This is a genomic window from Streptomyces sp. 6-11-2 (assembly GCF_006540305.1).
In the GTDB taxonomy this organism is placed as follows: Bacteria; Actinomycetota; Actinomycetes; order Streptomycetales; family Streptomycetaceae; genus Streptomyces.
Genome location: NZ_BJOR01000001.1, coordinates 1,166,565 through 1,189,669, shown reverse-complemented (window position 1 = coordinate 1,189,669; position 23,105 = coordinate 1,166,565). Strand labels below are relative to the sequence as shown.

At 71.3% G+C, this 23,105-nt stretch carries 20 protein-coding genes; 10 read left to right on the top strand and 10 right to left on the bottom strand.

Annotated elements, in window-relative coordinates; all coding sequences use genetic code 11:
- Positions 1–350 precede the first annotated feature (350 nt).
- Positions 351–1,112, bottom strand: coding sequence for a hypothetical protein (locus TNCT6_RS04785; RefSeq protein ID WP_141356895.1), 762 nt, complete (start codon positions 1,110–1,112; stop codon positions 351–353).
- Between the two features lie 135 nt (positions 1,113–1,247).
- Between TNCT6_RS04785 and ggt the strand changes: the two genes are divergently transcribed.
- Entirely contained in the window at positions 1,248–3,059 is a 1,812-nt protein-coding gene (ggt, locus tag TNCT6_RS04780; RefSeq protein WP_141356893.1) for a gamma-glutamyltransferase, read from the top strand.
- 85 nt (positions 3,060–3,144) lie between these two features.
- Here the strand turns inward: ggt and TNCT6_RS04775 are convergent, their stop codons facing one another.
- Both TNCT6_RS04775 and map read right to left on the bottom strand, forming a co-directional pair.
- Entirely contained in the window at positions 3,145–5,703 is a 2,559-nt protein-coding gene (locus tag TNCT6_RS04775) for an ATP-dependent Clp protease ATP-binding subunit (protein WP_141356891.1), read from the bottom strand.
- A 215-nt stretch (positions 5,704–5,918) separates the two neighbouring features.
- Positions 5,919–6,686, bottom strand: coding sequence for a type I methionyl aminopeptidase (map, locus tag TNCT6_RS04770; RefSeq protein ID WP_141356889.1), 768 nt, complete (start codon positions 6,684–6,686; stop codon positions 5,919–5,921).
- Positions 6,687–6,729: 43 nt separating this feature from the next.
- Here map and TNCT6_RS04765 point away from each other — a divergent pair, with 43 nt between their 5' ends.
- Positions 6,730–6,981, top strand: coding sequence for a helix-turn-helix domain-containing protein (locus TNCT6_RS04765; protein ID WP_141356887.1), 252 nt, complete (start codon positions 6,730–6,732; stop codon positions 6,979–6,981).
- A 61-nt stretch (positions 6,982–7,042) separates the two neighbouring features.
- On the opposite strand, the gene TNCT6_RS04760 is transcribed toward TNCT6_RS04765, so the two are convergent.
- Both TNCT6_RS04760 and TNCT6_RS04755 read right to left on the bottom strand, forming a co-directional pair.
- Positions 7,043–7,828 (bottom strand): HAD family phosphatase, encoded by a 786-nt coding sequence (locus TNCT6_RS04760; protein WP_141356885.1) that lies wholly within the window; start codon positions 7,826–7,828, stop codon positions 7,043–7,045.
- 267 nt (positions 7,829–8,095) lie between these two features.
- On the bottom strand, positions 8,096–9,064 hold the full coding sequence (locus TNCT6_RS04755; RefSeq protein ID WP_141356883.1) for a ScbA/BarX family gamma-butyrolactone biosynthesis protein: 969 nt from the start codon (positions 9,062–9,064) through the stop codon (positions 8,096–8,098).
- A 110-nt stretch (positions 9,065–9,174) separates the two neighbouring features.
- Here TNCT6_RS04755 and TNCT6_RS04750 point away from each other — a divergent pair, with 110 nt between their 5' ends.
- The 8 genes from TNCT6_RS04750 (at position 9,175) to TNCT6_RS04715 (ending at position 19,079) form a co-directional block, all read left to right on the top strand.
- Positions 9,175–9,822: a ScbR family autoregulator-binding transcription factor gene (locus TNCT6_RS04750; protein WP_141356881.1), complete on the top strand. Its 648-nt coding sequence runs from the start codon at positions 9,175–9,177 to the stop codon at positions 9,820–9,822.
- Positions 9,823–9,988: 166 nt separating this feature from the next.
- A complete protein-coding gene (locus tag TNCT6_RS04745) occupies positions 9,989–10,831 on the top strand; it encodes a nitrilase-related carbon-nitrogen hydrolase (protein ID WP_141356879.1) in 843 nt (280 codons plus the stop codon).
- Positions 10,828–12,111 carry an aspartate aminotransferase family protein gene (locus TNCT6_RS04740; RefSeq protein WP_141356877.1) on the top strand — a complete coding sequence of 428 codons (1,284 nt, stop codon included), beginning with the start codon at positions 10,828–10,830 and terminating at the stop codon, positions 12,109–12,111. Before TNCT6_RS04745 ends, TNCT6_RS04740 begins: the two co-directional genes overlap by 4 nt.
- A gap of 264 nt (positions 12,112–12,375) precedes the next feature.
- A complete protein-coding gene (locus TNCT6_RS04735) occupies positions 12,376–13,962 on the top strand; it encodes a PucR family transcriptional regulator (RefSeq protein WP_141356875.1) in 1,587 nt (528 codons plus the stop codon).
- Positions 13,963–14,117: 155 nt separating this feature from the next.
- Complete coding sequence (locus TNCT6_RS04730; RefSeq protein ID WP_141356873.1) at positions 14,118–14,960, top strand: nitrilase-related carbon-nitrogen hydrolase; 843 nt, start codon at positions 14,118–14,120, stop codon at positions 14,958–14,960.
- Between the two features lie 49 nt (positions 14,961–15,009).
- The gene (hydA, locus tag TNCT6_RS04725; protein WP_141356871.1) at positions 15,010–16,410 is read left to right on the top strand and encodes a dihydropyrimidinase; all 1,401 of its coding nucleotides are present in this window, start codon (positions 15,010–15,012) and stop codon (positions 16,408–16,410) included.
- Positions 16,411–16,421: 11 nt separating this feature from the next.
- Positions 16,422–17,441 carry a TIGR03842 family LLM class F420-dependent oxidoreductase gene (locus tag TNCT6_RS04720; protein WP_141356869.1) on the top strand — a complete coding sequence of 340 codons (1,020 nt, stop codon included), beginning with the start codon at positions 16,422–16,424 and terminating at the stop codon, positions 17,439–17,441.
- 111 nt (positions 17,442–17,552) lie between these two features.
- Positions 17,553–19,079, top strand: coding sequence for an NCS1 family nucleobase:cation symporter-1 (locus tag TNCT6_RS04715; RefSeq protein ID WP_141356867.1), 1,527 nt, complete (start codon positions 17,553–17,555; stop codon positions 19,077–19,079).
- A 43-nt stretch (positions 19,080–19,122) separates the two neighbouring features.
- Here TNCT6_RS04715 and TNCT6_RS04710 read toward each other — a convergent pair whose 3' ends face one another.
- The 5 genes from TNCT6_RS04710 to TNCT6_RS42015 all read right to left on the bottom strand — a co-directional run bounded on the left by TNCT6_RS04710 (position 19,123) and on the right by TNCT6_RS42015 (position 23,077).
- Positions 19,123–19,815, bottom strand: coding sequence for a hypothetical protein (locus tag TNCT6_RS04710; RefSeq protein ID WP_141356865.1), 693 nt, complete (start codon positions 19,813–19,815; stop codon positions 19,123–19,125).
- A gap of 262 nt (positions 19,816–20,077) precedes the next feature.
- Positions 20,078–21,142: a biotin/lipoate A/B protein ligase family protein gene (locus TNCT6_RS04705; RefSeq protein ID WP_141356863.1), complete on the bottom strand. Its 1,065-nt coding sequence runs from the start codon at positions 21,140–21,142 to the stop codon at positions 20,078–20,080.
- 82 nt (positions 21,143–21,224) lie between these two features.
- Positions 21,225–22,406: a DUF4190 domain-containing protein gene (locus TNCT6_RS04700; protein ID WP_141356861.1), complete on the bottom strand. Its 1,182-nt coding sequence runs from the start codon at positions 22,404–22,406 to the stop codon at positions 21,225–21,227.
- Positions 22,407–22,554: 148 nt separating this feature from the next.
- Complete coding sequence (locus TNCT6_RS04695; RefSeq protein ID WP_141356859.1) at positions 22,555–22,776, bottom strand: DUF397 domain-containing protein; 222 nt, start codon at positions 22,774–22,776, stop codon at positions 22,555–22,557.
- Positions 22,757–23,077 carry a Scr1 family TA system antitoxin-like transcriptional regulator gene (locus tag TNCT6_RS42015; RefSeq protein ID WP_373996148.1) on the bottom strand — a complete coding sequence of 107 codons (321 nt, stop codon included), beginning with the start codon at positions 23,075–23,077 and terminating at the stop codon, positions 22,757–22,759. The genes TNCT6_RS04695 and TNCT6_RS42015 overlap by 20 nt, the downstream gene beginning before the upstream one ends.
- Positions 23,078–23,105: the final 28 nt, after the last annotated feature.

Here is a 23,105-nt window from a genome sequence, read left to right as displayed (position 1 = left end):
GCCGCACGGCCCCCGAAGGGCGTTCCTCCACACCGCCGGGCCAGGCGCGCCCGACCTCGACTACGATGTTCCGCTCGTCCCTGTGGTGATGGCGCCCCTTGGCCCACCGCCACCGGGACGGGGACGCTGCTGCCGGGTGAGGCACCCCCACGGCGGCCCCTCGACCGTAGGGGGCAGCAGGTCACAGAGAGCCATACCCGGCCGGCGGCAGCCGGAGATCACTGCTCGCGCGGTGGGACGGACCGATATGACGGGTCGTCCGCCGGCGAGGGGAAGGTCAGCTGCGCGCCGGACGGGTTGTGCTCGACGCGGATCCACACCGGACGGCTCGCCGTGGGCGCCGCCGTAAGTTACGTGCTGGTAACGCTTGTTGAGGGATCGCTCTCGGGCTCCGGCAGGGGGGTCCGTGCCGCGCGGGTCACGTCCGCGACGAGTTCGACCACGTCCGGGCCGTAGGCCTGGGAGTTGATCACCTTCAGCAGCAGCACGAAGGAGCCGTTGCCGTACTTGCGGTGCAGCCGCTCGTGGTTGCGGGCCAGATAGCGGGTCGCGGCCTGGTTGTCGATCGCGCGCTGGCCGCAGAACAGGAACACCGGCCGGCTGCCGCCGCGCTCGCCCGCGGTGAGACGCGCCAGCAGCACGTACTCCGTGACGCCCGAGTCCATGCGGTAGTGCTCGGTGCCGATCCGGAAGGCGCACCGGTCCGGGCCGGGCTCCCGGTCGGTGTTCACCCGTACGCCCGGCAGCATGGCGGACATGTGCGCCATCATCCGCCGGTTCGACCCCGGACCCCCCACGCAGAACTCCGTGCGCTCGCCGAATCCCTGATGGACCGAGTCCTGGGTGACCATCTGGACGTTCGCGCCGCAGCTCTTGATCAGTGCTGCCAGTTCGAGCAGGGCGAACACGTCGAACCGGTGCACCGCGAGTTCCGCCGTCGCCGGGTCGCGGTTGACCACCAGCAGCGACTCGGCGTTGTCGGGAAGCCCGAAGAACGCCTGCTTGCGGCGCAGCCTGCGCCGCCACAGATAGGTGCGGGCCAGCCAGCCGAACGCGGCGCTGACCCCTGTCGCGGCCACTCCCAGGACGATGTTGCGCACGTCGTCGTTCATGGCCGCGCATGGTAGCCGGTCCCGCGTACCTCTGTTCGACACCCGACTGGCCCTGTCGGCCTGACGGGAGCATGGCAATGAATTAAGCTGCGCGAACGGTCAGGCTACCGAACCACAATCAGCGTGGAGGTGCGGATGCGTCGCCCTGTCGCACGGAAACTGGCGGTCCTGGCGGTCTCGGCCGCCGTGGTGACGGTGGGAGCCGCGGCGCCGCCCACCGCCCAGCCGGAGGCGAAGCCGAGACCGGTCCAGAAGGTCCCCGTGGCGGCCGGCTACGGCGGCGCCGTGGCCAGCGTCGACGCGGACGCCTCCGCCGCCGGTATCGAGGTGCTCAAGCAGGGCGGCAACGCCGTCGACGCGGCGGTCGCCACCGCCGCCGCCCTCGGCGTCACCGAGCCCTACTCCGCCGGCATCGGCGGAGGCGGCTACTTCGTCTACTACGACGCCCGCTCCCGCACGGTGCACACCATCGACGGCCGCGAGACCGCCCCGCTGACCGCCGACTCGTCGCTCTTCACGGAGAACGGCAAGCCGCTCGCCTTCGACGACGCCGTCAGCAGCGGTCTGAGCGTCGGCACCCCGGGCACGCCCGCCACCTGGCAGACGGCGCTGGACCACTGGGGCACCAGACGACTGGGCACGGTCCTGAAGCCGGCCGAGAAGCTGGCCCGCGACGGCTTCACCGTCGACGAGACCTTCCGCTCGCAGACCGCCGCCAACGAGACCCGCTTCCGCTACTTCCCCGACACCGCCAAGCTGTTCCTGCCCGGCGGAAAGCCGCCGGCGGTCGGCTCCACCCTGAAGAACCCCGACCTCGCCCGCACCTATCAGGAGCTGGCCGCCAAGGGCGTCGGCGCGATCTACCGGGGCGACCTCGGCAAGGACATCCTCAAGACCGTCAACCACCCGCCCGTCGACCCGAAGTCCGGCTGGAACGCCCGCCCGGGCAAGCTGTCCGCCAAGGACCTCGCGGCCTACCGCGCCAAGCTCCAGGCGCCCACGCAGACCTCGTACCGGGGCCTGCGCGTGTTCTCCATCGCGCCCTCCTCCTCCGGTGGCACCACCGTCGGCGAGGCGCTCAACATCCTGCAGCGCTCGGAGCTCTCGACGGCGAGCGAGTTCCAGTACCTGCACCACTTCATCGAGGCGAGCCGGATCGCCTTCGCCGACCGCGGGCGCTGGGTCGGCGACCCCGCCTTCGAGAACGTGCCCACGAAGCAACTGCTGTCGCAGAAGTACGCCGACTCCCGGGCCTGTCTGATCAAGGACGACGCGGTCCTCACCAGCCCGCTCGCACCCGGCGACCCGCGCCACCCCGCGGCCTGCTCCCGAGGCGGCACGGCCGCGCCGACGACGTACGAGGGCGAGAACACCACGCACCTGACGGTCGCCGACCGGTGGGGCAACGTCGTCGCCTACACCCTCACCATCGAGCAGACCGGCGGCAGCGGGATCACCGTGCCCGGCCGGGGCTTCCTGCTCAACAACGAGCTGACGGACTTCTCCTTCGCCCCGGCCAACCCGGCCGTGCACGACCCGAACCTGCCCGGTCCGGGGAAGCGGCCGCGCTCGTCGATCTCGCCGACGATCGTGCTGGACCGGCACGACCGGCCGGTGGTGGCGCTGGGTTCGCCGGGCGGGGCGACCATCATCACCACCGTGCTGCAGACCTTGACCGGGTTCCTCGACCGGCACCTGTCCCTGGTCGACGCGATCGCCGCACCGCGCGCCAGCCAGCGCAACGCCGCGCAGACCGAACTCGAACCGGCCCTCTACGACAGCGTGGCGAAGAAGCAGCTGGAGGCGATCGGCCACTCCTTCAAGCTCAATCCCGAGATCGGCGCCGCCACGGGCGTCCAGAGCCTGCCGGACGGCAGGTGGCTGGCCGCCGCGGAGAAGGTGCGCCGGGGCGGAGGCTCGGCGATGGTGGTGAATCCGTCGCCGTGAGCCGGGCCGGTGACACGCCGGCCGGCACGGCGGGGCCCGCCTCCCGGAAGGGACGGCGGGCCCCGGCCGTTCACGCCCGGCTCGTTCACTCCGTGGGTGAAGGCGCGGGCTCCTTGTTCTGGGGGTCGAAGGTGAGCCGGTCGTCCTTCGCGTCCACCACGACCCGGCCGCCCTCGCGGACCCGGCCGGCCAGGAGCAGCCGGGAGAGCTGGTTCTCGACCTCGCGCTGGATGGTGCGGCGCAGCGGACGGGCACCGTACTCGGGCTGGTGGCCGCGCCGGGCGAGCCAGTCCACGGCCGCCTCGGTGAACTCGACGGTGACGTCCTGCGCGTGCAGCAGCCGGCGCGTCTTCTCCAGCAGCAGGTCGGTGATCTGCCGCAACTGATCGGCGGTCAGCTGGCGGAAGACGACGATCTCGTCGATCCGGTTGAGGAACTCGGGCCGGAAGTGCTCGCGCAGCGGCCTGAGGATCTGCTCGCGCCGCGCCTCCTCGTCCGCCTCCGCACCGCCCGGGCCGAACCCGATGCCGGCCCCGCGCCGGGTGATCGCCTCGGAGCCGAGGTTGCTGGTCATCACGATGACGGTGTGGGTGAAGTCCACCGTGCGGCCCTGGGAGTCGGTGAGCCGCCCGTCGTCGAGCACCTGGAGCAGGATGTTGAAGACGTCCGGGTGCGCCTTCTCCACCTCGTCGAGCAGCAGCAGCGAGTACGGGTGCCGGCGCACCACCTCGGTGAGCTGGCCGGCCTCCTCGTGACCGACGTACCCGGGCGGGGCGCCCACCAGCCGGCTGACCGTGTGCCGCTCCTGGTACTCGCTCATGTCCAGGCGGACCATGCGGTCCTCGCTGGAGAACAGGACCTCGGCCAGCGCCCGGGCCAGCTCGGTCTTGCCGACGCCGGTCGGGCCGAGGAACAGGAAGCTGCCGATCGGCCGGTCCGGGCTGGCCAGCCCGGCCCGGGAGCGCAGCACCGCCTCCGAGACCGCGCTCACGGCCTCCTCCTGGCCGACGACCCGCCGGTGCAGGTGCAGCTCCAGGCCGAGCAGGCGCTCCTTCTCCTCCTGGGTGAGGCTGCTGACGGGGATGCCGGTCTGTCGCGACACCACCTCGGCGATGGCCTCCGCGGTGACCTCCAGATGCTGACCCTCGTCGGCCTCGCCGCCGCCGGTGGCCTGGCCGATCCGCTGCTTCAGCTCGGTGATCCGGTCGCGCAACTGCGTGGCCTGCTCGTACTGTTCGTCCGCGACCGCCTGGTCCTTGTCCAGGGTGAGCTGCTCGACCTCGCGCTCCATGGCCCGTACGTCGGTGCCCTTGGTGCGTGCCCGCAGCTTCACCCGGGCACCGGCCTGGTCGATCAGGTCGATCGCCTTGTCCGGCAGACGGCGCTCCGTCAGATAGCGGTCGGACAGCTCCACGGCGGCCACCAGCGCCTCGTCGGTGTACCGCACCTGGTGGTGGGCCTCGTAGCGGTCGCGCAGCCCGCGCAGGATCTCCAGTGCGTCCGCGACGGACGGCTCGGGCACCAGGATCGGCTGGAACCGGCGGGCCAGCGCCGCGTCCTTCTCGATCCGCCGGAACTCCTCCAGCGTCGTCGCGCCCACGATGTGCAGCTCGCCGCGGGAGAGGGCGGGCTTGAGGATGTTGCCCGCGTCCATCGCGCCGCCCTCGCCGCCCGCACCGGCGCCGACGACGGTGTGCAGCTCGTCGATGAAGACGATCAGCCGCTCGGAGTTGGTGCGGATCTCGGTGACGATGTTGTTCAGCCGCTCCTCGAAGTCGCCCCGGTACCGGGTGCCCGCGACGACGCCCGTCAGGTCCAGGGCCACCACCCGGCGGCCGGTCAGGACGTCGGGCACGTCCCCGTCGGCGATCCGCTGCGCCAGCCCCTCCACGATGGCGGTCTTGCCGACGCCCGCGTCGCCGATGAGCACCGGGTTGTTCTTGCCCCGCCGGGAGAGCACCTCGATGGTCTGCTCGATCTCCTGCTCCCGCCCGATCACCGGGTCGATGCGCCCCTGCCGGGCCAGTTCGGTGAGATCGCGCCCGTACCTGTCCAGGGTCGGTGTCGAGGTGGACCGCTGCCGCTCCGTCCCGGGCGGCGCCGCGGCGTCCGGCGTCTCGGGCGGCAGGCCGGAGGAGGCGTACCGGGCCGCGTTCAGGATGTGCCCGGCCGCCGAGTCGGGGTTCGCGGCGAGCGCGCTGAGCACGTGCTCCGGACCGATGTAACCGGCGCCGCTGGCCCGTGCCATGTCGTGGGCGTCGAGGAAGGCGCGCTTGACCGCCGGGGTGAGCGAGAGGGAAGTCGGCGGTGGCGCCTCGCCCGGCGGGTGCTGCACGGGGCCGGCCCGCTCGTCGATCTGCGTCGCGAGCGAGTCGGGGTCCGCACCGGACCGGCTGAGCAGACTGCGGGTGGGCTCGGCGGCGAGGGCGGCCCGCAGCAGGTGCTCCGTGTCCAGATCATGGCTGCCGTGCTCCGCGGCGTATTGCGCCGCGCCCCGCACCAGTTCCCGGGCGGGCTGGCTCAGCAGCCGGCCGATGTCTATCTGCCGGGGGCCGGGGCGCGGTCCGCCGAAGAAGCGGGCGAAGAGTTCACCGAAGGGGTCGCGGTCGCGGTCGCCCTCCGGGCCGTTGAAGCCGCTGGTCATCGCTGTCCGTTCCGTCGCTGACAGTGGCTCCCGCCGGGTAACCGGTGTGGGGGTCGTTCATGCCACGATGGCACGAGTTCCCGCGGACGGCATACGGAGCGCCCGCGGGCCCCGGGCACAGTGCCGTCGTGCGGCCGCGGGTGCGTCGCGGCTGGTCGCGCCCGCGCGACGGAGCCGCACATCGATACGGCTCCGCGCCCCGCGAGCGGGCGGCCCTACCGTTCCGTGAGGATGCGCGGGCCCGTTTCCGTGATCGCCACCGTGTGCTCGACGTGGGCCGCGCGGGAGCCGTCGTCGGTGCGCAGGGTCCAGCCGTCCGGGGCCGCGTGGTAGCCGTCCGTGCCGCCGGCGATCAGCATCGGCTCGATGGCGAGGACCATGCCGTGACGCAGGGGCAGGCCCCGGCCCGGCCGGCCCTCGTTCGGGACGCCCGGGTCCTCGTGCATGTGGCGGCCGATGCCGTGGCCGCCGAACCCGTCCGGGATGCCGTAGCCCGCCGCGCGGCACACCGAGCCGATGGCGTGGGCGATGTCGCCGATGCGATTGCCGACCACGGCCGCCTCGATGCCCGCGGCCAGCGCCCGCTCGGCGGTCTCGATCAGCCGCAGGTCCGCGGGGCGCGGCCGGCCCACGACGAAGCTGATGGCCGAGTCGCCGGCCCAGCCGCCGAGCTTCGCGCCGAAGTCCAGGGAGACGAGGTCGCCGTCGCGCAGCCGGTACTTCGTGGGGATCCCGTGCACGATCGCGTCGTTCACCGAGGCGCAGAGCACGGCGGGGAAGGGGGTCGGGGCGAAGGAGGGCCGATAGCCCAGGAACGGCGAGGCCGCGCCCGCCTCCCGCAGGACGTCGTGGGCCAGTTCGTCCAGCTCCAGCAGGGACACTCCCACGCCGGCGGCCTTGCGTGCCGCGGTCAGGGCCCGTGCCACGACCTGGCCGGCCTCGTACATCGCGTCGATCGACGTGTCCGTCTTCAGTTCCACCATGCCAATTACTATACCGGTATTTGAATCGCGGTAGGATGCCCGTATGGTGCGCACCCCCCTGACCCCCGAGGAACGCGAGCGCGGTGAGCGGCTCGGCCGTCTGCTGCGCGCGGCGCGCGGCGACCGCAGCATGGCTCAGGTCGCGGCGAGCGCGGGCATCTCGGCCGAGACGCTGCGCAAGATCGAGACGGGCCGCGCCCCGACCCCGGCCTTCTTCACGATCGCCGCGCTGGCCCGGGTGCTGGGACTGTCCATGGAGGAGCTGGCGGAGCGGAGCGCACTGGCCGCGGTGTGACCGTCCGCACGGCCCGCGGTGGCCGTCGGCATGAGGTGGACCACCGCGGGCGGTACGGGGCTCAGGGGGCGGACGTGGTGTCGGAGGACCGGCTGGGGCCGCCGGGTGGCGGAACCGCGGGGCGGCCCTGCGCCGCGCCGGGGGTGCCGGTCCTGAGCCGGACGGTTCTGGGGCGGCTGGCCGCCCAGGCCATCAGGCCCGCGTTGTCCAGCGCGCCCACCCACAGGTCGGCGAGGGTGGCGGCCTCGGGGCCCGGTCGTGGGCCCACCCCGACCACCCGGAGGCCGGCGTCCGCCGCGGCCTTCAACCCGTTGACCGAGTCCTCCACGGCCAGGGTGTTGCCGTCGGTCACCCCGAGGCGGCGCACGGCCTCCGCGTAGGTGCCGGGGTGCGGCTTGGGGCGGACCTCCTCGTCGGGCACGACGATGTGCCGGAAGTGGTGCCGTAAGCCCACCGACTCCAGGGAGAACTCCACCACGTCGGCGGGGCAGTTGCTGGCCACGGCCAGCGGTGCGACCCGGCTCAGGATCGTCACCAGACCCTTGGCGCCGCGCGCGGCCACGGGCTCGCGCGCGACGAGGGTACGGAAGGTCGTCAGCAACCGCTCGGTCATCTCCTCGGCGGCGTCCGGCCTCCCGGCGACGCGCGCCATGAGGGCGCCGCACTCGGTGTAGTGCAGTCCCTTCGCGCGTTCCGTGAAGTCCGGGCCGGGTTCGCAGCCGAAGTCCCGCAGGACGCTGACCCGGGCCTGCTGCCAGTGCTGTTCGGAGTCCACCAGTGTGCCGTCGCAGTCGAAGACGACGGCTTCGGGGGTCCAGTCGAGGTCGAACATGTGATGTGTGGCCATGTGCTCTTGCCGTTCTGGCGCGGGACGGACCTGCCGGAGGGCGGCGCGATCCGCCGGTCGTGGACGTCGGCGCCTGCTGTTCGTCACGCGTTTCAAGGCAGCGTGAAGTCGCAGGCGGACAGGGATGGTTGAGAAGTGAGGTGGTCACACGCACCGCACTGCGTGGTTTCCGGGAATTCATCCGGAACCGGAAACATAATGAACGTTACGCTCCACTTGACCGGTCGCGGACATCCACTGCCGCAATACGCACGTGTGGGTGACACCTCACGGGTATCGCAATACGCCTTCGGCCGTGGTGGTGCCGCCCTGCCGGAAAAGGAATGCGCCGGTGCGGCCCTGGGTGGAGCAGTGAATGACGGCGGGCGGGGCGTGCTCGGTGAACCGCAGGGCCGACATCCGGCAGGCGACGGGCCGCACGAGCCGTCCTCCGCTGCGCAGGGCGATCGCCTGCCGCGCCGCCTCCAGCAGGGCCGTCCCGGGCACGTGGTCCGTGCCGTGGTCGAACAGGAACGGATGACGCGGATCGGCGGGGCACACCAGCAGTTCCTCGCCGGCCGCGACGACGACGGCGTCCGACTCCGACGCCAGCCCCAGCAGCGTGGGTTCGGGCCGAGGCCCGGCTCCGGAGGGCACGGCCGCGCCGGCGCCGGACCGGAGCCGGTCGTAGCGCTCGGCGTCGAGGAACCGCGCCCCGCCCGCCGCGCGGGCGAACGGCCGCCGGCCGACCAGGAAGTCGACCCGCATGCGCAGCCCGGTCAGCGCGTCTCCGTCGCGGTCGGTGCGCAGGCCGCCCACCTGCACCAGGCAGGTGACCTCGCTGGCCCCGTGCGGTGCCGTGGGCTCCGCGGCCACATCCAGGGCGTAGGACAGGTCGTCGATCAGGAAGCGGGCGGTGCGGGGCACGTCCAGGTGCCGCAGCGGGATGTAGATGCCGAGCTGGCGCAGGGTCTCGACGATCATCCAGGGGCTGTGCCGGTCGTCGCGTCCGCGGGGGAACGTGGGATGCGAGCGCGGCCACGCGGCGGCGGCGCGGAAGGAGAGCGGACCGTGGGGGCGGACGTCGGTCAGCAACACCTCGGCCACGGAGGTCCGGTGGACCAGTTCGCGCTCGACCGTCCGGGACCGGTTGAGCGGGGAAGGCGGGGAAGGCGGCGAAAGACGGGAAAGGGCGGTGGGGTCGCCGGACCCGGTCGACGGGGTGCGGGAATCCCGTGCGCGCGATCCGGAGTCCATGGAAAAATGCTAATAAGACTATTAAGAGTTTCGCATGTTGGGCTCTCCCGGCCAGGCGGCAAAGGCCGATAGATTTTTCCTCGCGATGCACCTACGGACGAGGGAGACGCGTGCAGGAACGGGCGGAGGAAACCCGCAGGGCCGTATTGCAGGCGGCGGCTCACCTGTTCTTCGAACGGGGTTACGCGGGGACCAGTATCGCCGACATCAGCGCACGGTCCGGCCGTACCAGCGGGGCCATCTATTTCCACTACACCAACAAGGAGCAGCTCGCCCTCGCCGTGGTCACCGCGCACTTCGCCGCCTGGCCGGCCCTGGTCGCACAGCACGAGTCGGTGGCCGAGCCCGCCCTGGAGAGGCTGGTGCGGCTGAGCTTCTCGGTGGCCCGGGCGTTCCGTGACGACGTCGTCGTACGCGCCGGCGCGCGGCTGTGGGCCGAGCGGCGGTCCATCGACGTGGAGATGCCCCCGCCGTTCGTGGACTGGATCGCCACCGTCGAACGCATGCTCGCCGCCGCCCGGAGCGAGGGAGGACTGGCCCCGGGGGCGGAGCCCGGCCGGGACGCTCCCACCCTGGTCGCCGCCTTCTTCGGCCTGCACACGCTCTCCGACGTCCTCGACGACCGCCTGCTGATCGAGGACCGCCTGGCCGCCCTGTGGCTGCTGCTGCTTCCCGGACTCCTGGTCGATCCCGTCGGCCCCGCGGCGCCCCACGACCTGCTGGCCAGAGCGCGTGCCCCGGTCCCGGCCTCGTCGTGACGCCCCTGCCGCCGGTCCCCGCGCTCACCCACAGGAGTGCGAAACACGATTGACTTCGCGGGTTGACGACAATGGTCTTGGCAAGCCAGGAGAAGAGGCTTACGTTCGTGCCTCTAGGCCTGTTCTACGGGCGTAGAGGCTCTGACGTACGTCGAAGGAGCAGCTCATGGCCAACGTCGTCCGTGCGGCCCTGGTCCAGGCCACCTGGACCGGCGACACCGAGTCCATGGTCGCCAAACACGAGGAGCACGCCCGCGAGGCGGCTCGTCAGGGTGCCCGGATCATCGGGTTCCAGGAAGTCTTCAACGCGCCGTACTTCTGCCAGGTCCAGGAGCCGGAGCACTACCGCTGGGCCGAGCCGGTGCCGGACGGGCCCACGGTGCGACGCATGCGCGAACTCGCCCGCGAGACCGGCATGGTGATCGTCGTCCCGGTGTTCGAGGTCGAGCAGTCCGGCTTCTACTACAACACCGCCGCCGTGATCGACGCCGACGGCAGCTACCTCGGCAAGTACCGCAAGCACCACATCCCGCAGGTCAAGGGTTTCTGGGAGAAGTACTACTTCAAACCCGGCAACCTCGGCTGGCCCGTCTTCGACACCGCCGTCGGCCGGGTCGGCGTCTACATCTGCTACGACCGCCACTTCCCGGAGGGCTGGCGGCAACTCGGCCTGAACGGCGCCCAGCTCGTCTACAACCCCTCCGCCACCCACCGCGGCCTGTCCGCCTACCTGTGGCAGCTGGAACAGCCGGCCGCCGCCGTCGCCAACGAGTACTTCGTCGCCGCGATCAACCGCGTCGGCCGGGAGGAGTACGGCGACAACGACTTCTACGGAACGAGCTACTTCGTCGACCCCCGCGGACGGTTCGTCGGAGACGTCGCCGACGACTCCAAGGAGCAACTCCTCGTCCGTGACCTCGACTTCGACGTCATCGAAGAGGTGCGGCAGCAGTGGGCCTTCTACCGCGACCGCCGCCCCGACGCCTACGAAGGGCTGGTGCAGCCGTGAACGACCTGTACGACCGTCACCGGGCCGTCACACCCGACTGGCTGGCGCTCTACTACGAGGACCCGATCGAGATCACCCACGGCGAGGGACGCCACGTCTGGGACGCCGACGGCAGGCGCTACCTCGACTTCTTCGGCGGAATCCTCACCACCATGACCGCCCACGCGCTGCCCGAGGTCACCAAGGCGGTGACCGAGCAGGCCGGGCGGATCATCCACTCCTCCACGCTCTACCTCAACCGCCCGATGGTCGAACTCGCCGAACGCGTCGCCCAGTTGAGCGGCATCCCGGACGCCCGGGTGTTCTTCACCACCTCCGGCACCGAGGCCAACGACACCGCCCTGCTGCTGGCGACGACGTACCGGCGCGCCAACACCGTCCTGGCCATGCGCAACAGCTACCACGGGCGCTCCTTCAGCGCCGTCGGCATCACCGGCAACCGCGGCTGGTCCCCGACCTCCCTGTCCCCGCTCCAGACGCTGTACGTCCACGGCGGCGTACGCACCCGCGGCCCGTTCGCCCACCTGAGCGACGCCGAGTTCATCGCCGCCTGCGTCGAGGACCTCAGGGACCTCCTCGGCCACACCCGCCCGCCCGCCGCGCTGATCGCCGAGCCCGTCCAGGGCGTCGGCGGCTTCACCTCCCCGCCCGACGGCCTGTACGCCGCCTTCCGGGACGTGCTCCAGGAGCACGGCATCCTGTGGATCTCCGACGAGGTGCAGACCGGCTGGGGCCGCACCGGCGACCACTTCTGGGGCTGGCAGGCGCACGCATCCAGCGGACCGCCCGACATCGTCACCTTCGCCAAGGGCATCGGCAACGGCACGTCCATCGGCGGGGTCGTCGCGCGCGCCGAGATCATGAACTGCCTGGACGCCAACAGCATCTCCACCTTCGGCGGCACCCAGCTCACCATGGCCGCGGGCCTCGCCAACCTCAACTACCTCCTGGAACACGACCTCCAGGGCAACGCCCGGCGCGTCGGCGGACTCCTCATCGAGCGGCTGCGGGCCGTCGCCGCCCAACTGCCCGGCGTGCGCGAGGTCCGCGGACGCGGGCTGATGATCGGCGTCGAACTGACCCGGCCGGGGACGGACCAGGCCGACCCGCAGGCGGCCACCGCGGTGCTGGAGGCGGCCCGGCGGGACGGCCTGCTCATCGGCAAGGGCGGCGGACACAACACCAGCGCCCTGCGCATCGCCCCGCCGCTGTCCCTGACCGTCGCGGAGGCCGAGGAGGGCGCCGCGATCCTGGAGGGCGCACTGCGCGCCGCCTACTAGTGCTGTGGCCGGAAAGGTTTGCCGGGAAGCTCGCGGCGTCCGGTGCCGGGGGCACCTCCCACGCCCTTCAGGCAGTGGGGGAGCCTCGCAAGGCGGAGCATTGCCCGCGCACTGGATGTACTCGGGTGATGCGACAACGCGGCGTGGGGGTACCCCCGGCCGAAGGCTGGGGGGGTGCCGTGCCGGGCGTCGCGAGCCGGTGAACCTTTACGGTCACAGCACTAGCGGAGGCGAACCGGACCGTACGCAGAGGGGAACGTCGACATGACCACCGCCTCGGACACACCCCCGACCACCTGGAACCCGCCGGAACCCGCCCTGTCGGTGCGCCAGGTCCTCACCCTGGAGCGGGTGCTCGCGGGGGAGCCCGAGGTGGTGGCCGGCGCCGGCCACCTCGACCGGCCCGTGCGCTGGGTGCACGTCGCCGAGGCCGCCGACGTCGGCGTGATGCTCAGCGGCGGCGAGATGGTCCTCACCACCGGCGTGCTGCTCGCCGGCGACGAGGAGAAACAGGCCGAGTACATCCGCTCCCTGCACCGCGCGGAGGCCGCGGCCGTCGTACTGGGCCTGGGCCGGGCCTTCCCCACGCCGCCGGACGTGATGCGCCGGGCCGCCGAGCGGTGCCAGCTGCCCCTGGTCGTCCTGCACCGCCCCTTCCCCTTCGCCGAGCTGACCGAGGAGGTCCAGTCCCGGCTGGTGCGGCGCAAGTTCGCCTCCGTCAGCCTGTCGGAGGCCGTACGCACCGCCCTCACCGCGCTGATCACGGCGGGCGCCCCGCTCCAGGCACTGCTCGACGAGATCGCCCAGCACAGCGCCTGCCCCGTCGTCGTCGCCAACCTCGCCCACCGCGTCCTGGCCACGGCGGGGGAACGGTCGGCGGTGGACGACGTGCTGCGGGACTGGGAGCGCATCGCCCGGCAGGCCGGTGCCGGGCAGGGCGACGGCTGGATCCGCGCCGAACTGGGCGGACGCGGTGAGCGGTGGGGACGGATCGTGCTGTGCGGGCACCGCGGCGACAGCGCCACCGGACGGCTGCTGGCCGACCGCGCCGCCGAGGCCCTCGTCCTGCACCGCATGCTCGGCCGCAACGCCGGCTGCTCCTGGGAGGAGCAGTCCGCGCAGAGCCTGCTCACCGACCTCGTGGGCGGAGCCGTACCGGCCCGGCAGCTGCTGCCCCGGGCACGGGCCGCCGGGCTGCCGGTCAACCGGCGCAGCTTCGTACCGCTGGTCGTACCGGACGGCGACGTGGCCGGACTCGACCGGCTGCTGCGCCTGCTGGGCCTTCCCGGGCTGGTCGCCGAGCTGACCGAGGGCGCCACCGCCGTGCTGCTCAGCCTCGCCCGCGACCAGGACGCCGACGCCCTCACCGAGCACTTCGCGGTCCGGCTGCGCGGCGGATCCGGCGCGGACCGCACGGTCGTCGCCGCCGCGGACGCACGCACCGTCTGGGACGACGTGCCCGCCGGGCTGCGCGAGGCGCGGCACGTCGCCCGGGCCGTGGCCGACTCCGCCGCGGCCCTGGACCTCCCGGCCGTCGTACGCCTGAAGGACGTGCACCTGCGCGGCCTGGTCCGGCTGCTGCGCGACGACCCGCACGTGCAGTCCTTCGCCGAGCGGGAACTGGACGGCCTGCTGCGACGGGCCGACGACGACCTGCTGTCCGTGCTGCGCACCTACCTCGCCACGGGCCGCAACAAGTCCCGCACCGCCCAGCTCCACCACGTCTCCCGGCCCGCGCTCTACCGCCGCCTGGAGTCCATACAGGCGTGCCTCGGGGTGGACCTCGACGACTTCGAGCAGGCCGCCTCGGTGCACATCGCGCTCCTCGCGCACGACGCGCAACAGGAGTGAGCCGGAAGAACGGCCGGGAGAACGGTGGTGAGACATGGGACGGACCCGGAGTGACACGGTGGCACGCACCGCCCCCGCAGACGTGACACGGTGCACCTCAAAGCGGAGCCGCCGGCTTTCTACGCTCCCCGCACATCCAGCGAGTGGAGGTCCCGATGAGCAAGGTGATCCGCGCCGCCCTCTTCCAGACCGCGTGGACCGGCGACAAGGAATCCATGATCCAGGTCCACGAGCAGGCGGCCCGCGACGCGGCCGCGCAGGGCGCCCAGGTGCTGTGCTTCCAGGAACTGTTCTACGGACCGTACTTCTGCCAGGTCCAGGACCCCGCGTTCTACGAGTACGCCGAGCAGATCCCCGAGGGCCCGATCGTCCGGCGCTTCCAGGCGCTCGCGAAGGAACTCGGCCTCGTCCTGGTGCTGCCGATGTACGAGGAGGAGCAGCCCGGCGTCCTCTACAACACCGCCGCCGTGATCGACGCGGACGGCTCCTACCTCGGCAAGTACCGCAAGACCCACATCCCGCAGGTCAAGGGTTTCTGGGAGAAGTTCTACTTCCGGCCCGGCAACAGCGGCTGGCCGATCTTCGACACCAAGGCGGGCAGGATCGGTGTCTACATCTGCTACGACCGGCACTTCCCGGAGGGCTGGCGGGCCCTCGGACTGGCCGGCGCCGAGATCGTCTTCAATCCGTCGGCCACCTCGCGCGGACTGTCCGGCTACCTGTGGCAGCTGGAGCAGCCGGCGGCGGCCGTCGCCAACGAGTACTTCGTCGGCGCGATCAACCGGGTGGGCGTCGAGGAGCACGGGGACAACGACTTCTACGGCACCTCGTACTTCGTGGACCCGGAGGCGCAGTTCGTCGGCGAACCGGCGAGCGACAAGGACACCGAACTCGTGGTGCGCGATCTGGACCTGGCCAAGCTGCGCGAGGTCCGCGACCGCTGGCAGTTCTACCGCGACCGCGCCCCGGGCACGTACGAGCCGCTGACCGCGCCCTGACCGGGGACCCGCGACCCACCGTGCACACCCGACCGGAAGGAGAGGGAGCATGAGCCGCACCGTCATCCGCGGCGGCCTCGTCATCACCGCCGCCGACGAGATCCACGCCGACGTCCTGATCGAGGACGGCCGCATCGCCGCCCTCGCCGCCTCCGGCACCCCGGCCGCCGGGGCGTTCGCCGCCGAGCGGACCATCGACGCCACCGGCAAGTACGTGATCCCGGGCGGGGTCGACGGCCACACCCACATGGAGATGCCCTTCGGCGGCACCTACGCCGCGGACACCTTCGAGACCGGCACCCGGGCCGCCGCCTGGGGCGGCACGACCACGATCGTGGACTTCGCCATCCAGACCGTCGGCGCAACCCTGCGCGAGGGCCTGGACGCCTGGCACGCCAAGGCCGAGGGCAACTGCGCGATCGACTACGGCTTCCACATGATCGTCTCCGATGTGAACCAGGAGACGCTCAAGGAGATGGACCTCCTGGTGGAGGAGGGCGTGACCTCCTTCAAGCAGTTCATGGCCTACCCGGGAGTCTTCTACAGCGACGACGGGCAGATCCTGCGCGCCATGCAGCGTGCCGCCGACAACGGCGGGCTGATCATGATGCACGCCGAGAACGGCATCGCCATCGACGTCCTGGTCGAACAGGCACTGGCCCGCGGCGAGACCGACCCGCGCTACCACGGAGAGGTCCGCAAGGCCCTGCTGGAGGCCGAGGCCACCCACCGCGCCATCCGGCTCGCCCAGGTCGCGGGCGCGCCGCTGTACGTCGTGCACGTCTCGGCGCAGGAGGCGGTCGCCGAACTGGCCAGGGCACGCGACCAGGGACTGCACGTCTTCGGCGAGACCTGCCCGCAGTACCTGTTCCTGTCCACCGACAACCTCGCCGAGCCCGGCTTCGAGGGCGCCAAGTACGTGTGCTCGACGCCCCTTCGCCCCAGGGAGCACCAGGCGGCCCTGTGGAAGGGCCTGCGCACCAACGACCTCCAGGTGGTCTCCACCGACCACTGCCCCTTCTGCTTCACCGGCCAGAAGGAACTCGGCCGCGGCGACTTCTCCAAGATCCCCAACGGCATGCCGGGCGTGGAGAACCGGATGGACCTGCTCCACCAGGCCGTCGTCGACGGGCACATCTCGCGCCGCCGCTGGATCGAGATCGCCTGCGCCACCCCGGCCCGCATGTTCGGCATGTACCCGAAGAAGGGCACGATCGCGCCGGGCGCCGACGCGGACGTCGTCATCTACGACCCGCACGCCGAGCAGGTCATGTCCGCCGAGACCCACCACATGAACGTCGACTACTCGGCGTACGAGGGCAGGCGGATCACCGGCCGGGTGGAGACCGTGCTCTCCCGCGGCGAACCCGTCATCACCGAGCGGGAGTACACCGGGCACGCCGGGCACGGCGTCTACACCCCGCGCTCCACCTGCCAGTACCTCGACTAGGAGTGCCGCCCATGGACTTCGGACTCGTCCTGCAGACCGACCCGCCGGCCTCGCGCGTGGTCAGCCTGATGAAGCGCGCCGAGCACAACGGTTTCCGCTACGGCTGGACCTTCGACTCCGCCGTGCTCTGGCAGGAGCCGTTCGTGATCTACAGTCAGATCCTCGCGAACACCGAGAAGCTGACCGTCGGCCCCATGGTCACCAACCCCGGCACCCGCACCTGGGAGGTCACGGCCTCCACCTTCGCCACCCTCAACGACATGTTCGGCAACCGCACGGTCTGCGGGATCGGCCGCGGCGACTCCGCGATGCGGGTGGCCGGCCGCAAACCCAACACCCTGGCCCGGATCAGCGAGGCGATGAAGGTCATCCGGGCGCTGGGCAGGGGCGAGGAGGCCGACCTCGGCGGCACGGTGATCAGGTTCCCGTGGATCAAGCCGGGCGCGGAACTGCCCGTGTGGATGGCCGCGTACGGCCCCAAGGCGCTGAAGATGACCGGTGAGGAGGCCGACGGGTTCATCCTCCAGCTCGCCGACCTCTATCTGACCGAGTACATGGTGAAGGCCGTGAAGGACGCGGCGGCCGCGGCCGGGCGCGACCCGTCCGAGGTGAAGATCTGCGTCGCCGCCCCGGCGTACGTCACCGCCGACGACTCGCCCGAGGCGCTCGCCCACGCCCGCGACCAGTGCCGGTGGTTCGGCGGCATGGTCGGCAACCACGTGGCCGACCTGGTCACCCGCTACGGCGAGCACTCCGCCGCCGTCCCCGACGAACTCACCGACTACATCAAGGCCCGCCAGGGCTACGACTACGCCCACCACGGGCGCAGCGGCAACCCGGACACGCAGTTCGTGCCGGACGAGATCGTCGACCGGTTCTGCGTGGTCGGACCGGTCGAGAAGCACATCGAGAAGCTGAACGCGCTGCGTGAGCTGGGCGTGGACCAGTTCGCCGTGTACGACATGCACGACGCGCAGGAAGCCGTGATCGACGCGTACGGGCAGCAGATCATCCCGGCCGTCAACTCCTGAGTCCCCGAGTGCTGTTCCCATCCCCCCTCTGTCCCCCCTCCCCACCTCCCCGGGGAGGGGCCGGGCGCCCGCACCGCCCCGTTTCGACCCGTCTCATCGATTGGGCTGCCCATGACCGACACCGCTCCTCCGGCCATACCGCCGTCCGCGCAGGTCACCCTCGCCGATGGGCGGGTGGAGATCGCCCCCGGCACTCCGCCGCCCAGCGGCCCCTACGCCAACGCGGACCTGCTGCCCGTCCCGGTCGCCCAGCGCACCTGGACCACGTACAACTTCTCCGCACTGTGGGTCGGCATGGCCCACAACACGGCCTCCTGGACCCTGGCCTCCGGTCTGATCGCCGTCGGGATGGACTGGAAGCAGGCGGTGTTCACCATCGCCCTGGCCAACCTGATTGTGCTCGTCCCCATGCTGCTCACCGGGCACGCGGGACCCAAGTACGGCATCCCCTTCCCGGTCTTCGCGCGCGCCTCCTTCGGCGTGCGCGGCGCCAACCTGCCCGCCGTCGTACGGGCGTTGGTGGCGTGTGGCTGGTTCGGCATCCAGACCTGGATCGGCGGCGAGGCGATCTACTTCCTCGCCGGGAAACTGATCGGGAGCGGCTGGACGGACGCCGCGAAGGTGGGCGGCCACGCCTGGACGATGTGGCTGTCGTTCGCCATCTTCTGGCTGATCCAGGTGGCCGTCATCTACCGGGGCATGGAGACCATCCGCCGGTTCGAGAACTGGGCGGCGCCCTTCGTGCTCGTCGGCGCCTTCGTGATGCTGTGGTGGATGAGCAGCAAAGCCGGCGGACTCGGCCCGCTCTTCGACCAGCCGTCGAAACTGGGCTGGGGAGCGGACTTCTGGAGACTGTTCGCGCCCTCCCTGATGGGCATGATCGGCTTCTGGTCCACCCTGTCGCTGAACATCCCGGACTTCACCCGGTACGGCAGGAGCCAGAAGGCGCAGACCCGGGGCCAGGCGCTCGGACTGCCCACGACCATGACCCTGTTCGCGTTCCTGTCCGTGCTGGTCACCTCCGGCTCCCAGGCCGTGTACGGCGAACCGGTGTGGGACCCGGTGCAGTTGGCGGCGAAGACGGACAACGTGGTGGGCCTGGTGTACGCGCTGGTCACCGTGCTGGTGGCGACCCTGTCGGTCAACATCGCGGCCAACATGGTCTCCCCGGCCTTCGACTTCTCCAACGTCGCGCCGCGCAAGGTCAGTTTCCGCACCGGCGCCCTGGTCACCGCCGTGCTCGCCGTGGTGATGTGCCCGTGGAAGCTGTACGCCGACCCGCAGGGCTACATCTTCACCTGGCTCGGCCTGGTCGGCGGACTGCTCGGCACGGTCGCCGGCATCCTCATCGCCGACTACTGGGTCCTCAGGCGCTCCCGGCTGGACCTGGGCGACCTGTACCGCGCGGGCGGACGCTACTGGTACGAGGGCGGCTGGAACTGGCGGGCGGTCGTGGCCTTCGTGGTGGGCGGCGTGCTGGCCATCGGCGGCGCGGACTTCCACCCGCTGATCGACGGCCGACCCATCCCGGCCCTGAAGTCCCTCGCCGACTACGGCTGGGCAGTGGGCCTGGGCACCTCGCTGGTGCTGTATCTGCTGCTGATGGCGGCGCGCGGCCGGCAGCGGGCCACCGTCTGACGCGCGTCACCGTTCGAAGCGTTTCACCGCCCTGGGAGGACGGTCAGCCCGTGCGACCGTTCTCCAGGGCGGCCATCGCCTCCTTGGCGGCCTTGATGGCGCCCTTGTTGATCTCGTCCGTGCTCGGCGCCTTCTTCGACTCGAAGTCGCTGCCGTTGTACGTGACGACCACGATCGCGTTGGCGGCGCGGGCCAGCACCACGCCCTCGCGGGTCTCCTGCTTGTCCTCGGTGGTCAGGTTCACCACCGAGTAGGCGCTGTCACCGAGACCGGGCACGGCCCCGCCGCCGCTCTTGTCGGTGGTCCGCTGCTCGTACGACTTCAGCGCCGCCTCGTCCGTCGCCATGATCTCGAAGGACACGTCGAGCCAGCGGTAGTCGTAGTCCTTGAGCGCGTTCCAGGAGCAGGTCCGGCGCACGTTGGTGTCCGTCGACGGGATCTCCTTGCCCGCGGCCTTGGCGCCCGGCACCAGGGACGTGATCGTCTTCTCGGCGACGCTGGTGCACGGTGCGGGGGCGGACGCGTACGTCTTGGTCACCGCGGTCGACGACGGAGCGGACGGCTCGGAGGACGCCCCGTCGTCGGCGCCGCGGTCCTCCTGCTGTGCGGCCTTGGGACCGGCGGCGGCCGGGGAGGCGGCGAACGGGCCGGACGTCAACGCCCAGCCCGCGCAGGCGAGCACGACGACCGGACTCAGTCGCGCGGTGAGCGCGAGAGGGAGAGGAAGTTCACGCACGGCGCACTTCTCGTGTGGGGGACGGACGCGGTGGGGAGCGACTCCGCACCGCGGACGGAACCTCAGTGTCACACGACTCCCCGTGTGGCGGAAGCGGTACTCCGCTCCGTGCCCGCGCGGTTACGGCCGCCCGCTCCTGACGTACCGTTTGCCGTTTATGTCCCGGCGGAGGGAGGTGAAACTGAGCAGGGCCCTTGAGGCCGCGCGGAGCAACTCACCGTCCCCGCCGAGCAGTCGGGGCCGGTGACTGCGCGCCTGGACGCTACGGCACCCGCGCCGTCCACCGCTCCGAACCGAACTTCGTCCGCGCCAGCTCCCGCGCGCGGGTCAGCTCCTCGTCGGTCGCCTTGCCGTCCGTCAGCCCGTACCGGGCGCGGAAGGACTCCACCATCCGCGCGATGACCGCCTCGCGGGCGAGCCCGGTCTGCCGGCGCAGCGGGTCCACCCGCTTCTTCGCGCTCCCGATGCCCTTGTCGGACAGCTTCTCCCGCCCGATCCGCAGCACCTCCAGCATCTTGCCGGCGTCGATGTCGTACGACATGGTCACGTGGTGCAGCACCGCTCCGGGACCTCCGCCCGGCCCCACCATCCGCTTCTGCGCGGCGCCCGCGATCTTTCCCTGGTCGGTGGCGATGTCGTTCAGCGGCTGGTACCAGGCCCGGATCCCCATGTCGCCGAGGGCGCCGAGCACCCAGTCGTCCAGGTAGGCGTAGCTGTCCTGGAAGGACAGCCCCTGCACCAGCGCCTCCGGCACCGACAGCGAGTACGTGATCGTGTTGCCCGGCTCGACGAACATCGCGCCGCCGCCGGAGATCCGGCGCACCACCTCGACGCCGTGCCGCGCCGCCCCCTCGGGGTCCACCTCGTTGCGCAGCGACTGGAAACTGCCGATGATCACCGCGGGCGCGGCCCACTCCCACACGCGCAGGGTCGGCGGACGCCGGCCCGCGGCGACCTCCGCCGTCAGCACCTCGTCCAGTGCCATGTGCAGCGCGGGGGACTGCGGGCCCTCGTGGACGAGCTGCCAGTCGTAGTCCGTCCAGTCCGTGGCGTGCGCCAGCGCGCGGCGCACCGCGATCCCGACGCCCTCGGACGTCAGCCCGTACATCACGGTGCCCTCGGGCAGCGCCGCGTCGATGCGGGCGGCCAGGCCCGCCGCGGCGGTGTCCGCGGGTGCGCCCTCCAGCGCGCGGTTCACGGCCTCCAGGGCCTCGTCCGGCTCCAGGAAGAAGTCGCCCGCCACGCGTACGTGCCGCAGCGAGCCGTCCTCGACCTCCACGTCCACGACGACGAGCTTGCCGCCCGGGACCTTGTACTCACCATGCACCGTCCGACCTCCGATCTGCCGCAGCAGACCAACACCGCGGGCTTCCATGGTGTTCCCGCGGGCCGGGTGGGAGCGGGCGAGGTCACACGGGTGCCGGAGCGGTGGATGTTTGAGCTGTGGATGCCGGGGCGGCCCCGTCGTGGCGTGCCTGCGTCGGCTGTGCGCTGGGCAGGGGCAGGTCCAGCAGTTCTCGGATCCGGCGGACGTACGTGTCTCCGTTGTGCTCGTTCACCGAGCGCAGATGCCCGAGGAAGGTGTCCGCGTCGGACGCCTTGGTGGCCTGCCGCCAGAACGGCAACCCCGCTTCGAGCTCCGCCACGAGTTGTCCGGCCGGCCGCTGAGCCCCGGGCAGGTCGGCGTCCTTGAGCAGCCGGATGGTCTCGGCCTGCGCCTCGGCCATCTGGCCGGCCCAGGCCTTGGCTCCGGCGAGGTCCTGCCGGGGGCCTTCCGCCGGACGGAGCACGCCTGCCGCGTTCAGCGGCTTCACGGCGGAGAGGAAGGCCAGCTGACCGGAGTCCAGATCGGACGCGTCGCGCTTGACCGTGGTGTCGAGTTCGGCGTCGCCCTTCGGGGCCACCCAGCACCGCACGGTGCGATTCCCGGCTGCCCAGCTCCGTTCGGCCGGATAGTAGTAGTAGGTCTGCAACGGCCCGTGGGCCACCGGGTCGAGCGAGTACTCGAGAAAGAGTTTCGCGCACCGCGGCATCGCGATCGCCGCGATCGTGTCAGTGCCTGGGAAGTCCCGCTGTCCGGAGAGCGTGAAGGAGGCGTAGGCCTCCCCTCGATGCGACGTGTCGCACGGCACCAGCTCCACACTCGCGTCATTCAGTGTTGATTTGTCCCGCTCTATCTCGGTGCCCGGGTTGAAGCAGTCACCGGTACGGAGTGAGAGGATCGTGGTCCACCCGCTTCTCGTGACCTCGCCGCTGCTGTCTCTGCCGGGAAGCGTCCACACCTTGAAGTCGGCCGTCCCCGCGACGAGGGCGGCCAGCAGCAGAACGGCACCGGAGACGGAGATCCCGGCAATCGCGAGCCCCTTGCCCCGCTGTCCCTTCCTGGATATCTGCACCAGCGCGACGATGCCGAATATCAATCCCAGGGGTGCGAGGCACACCAGTGACGTCACCAGTGCCGTGACCGCGAAGCCGTTCAGCGTCGGCTGAACCGGCTGCCCCGCCGGGTTCCACTGTGGCCCCCAGGGCTGTCCGGGGCCGGGCGCGGACGCGGGCGGCTGAGGAGGAGGGGACGGCGGGGGAAACGACACGGATTCTGAGCCTTTCTCGATACAACGGAGACTCGGCGCCAGTCCATGCGCGTAGGGCGCCGGTCCATGCGCGTAGAAAGACGCGGTGAGGACGCACCACGTCCAGCCGGGTGGCGCCGAGCCGTCGTGCTGAAGCGCCAGTCGGAGCCTACGAAGCCTGTGGGGCGGGAGTGTTCTTCATAGCCGTGACGAACGACGTCCAGGCGGGGGCCGTGACCGTGAGAACCGGGCCGCGGGAGAGCTTGGAGTCGCGGACGGGGGCGACACCCGTGAGACCGTCGGCGACCTCGACGCAGCTCCCGCCGTCGCCGTTGCTGTAGCTGCTCCTGCGCCAGATGGCGGTGGTCAAGTCAACCCCGCTGCTTGCCATTTCGGTCATCCTCAGCCGTTTCCTCGATCAGGGCGAGGGACGCCTCCGGAGGCAGTGCGGCGGCCCTGAGCAGATCGTACGACCTGCGGTACTCCTTCACGAGGGCTGGATCGTCGATGGTGTCGCCGCTGTGCAGCGCCGCTGTGCAGACCGGGTGCGGGGCGTCCGGGTTCCGGAGTGATGAGGTCGAGGACGAGCCGTCGTGTGTGTCGATATGCGCGGAATGACCGTCGGGATGATCGCGGCCGAGTGTTGCTGTACAGTCCGCGCCGCTCCGCCGTGACGTAAGGAAAAGGTCCATGCGAACTCGCCTCCGGTCTGCCCTTGTG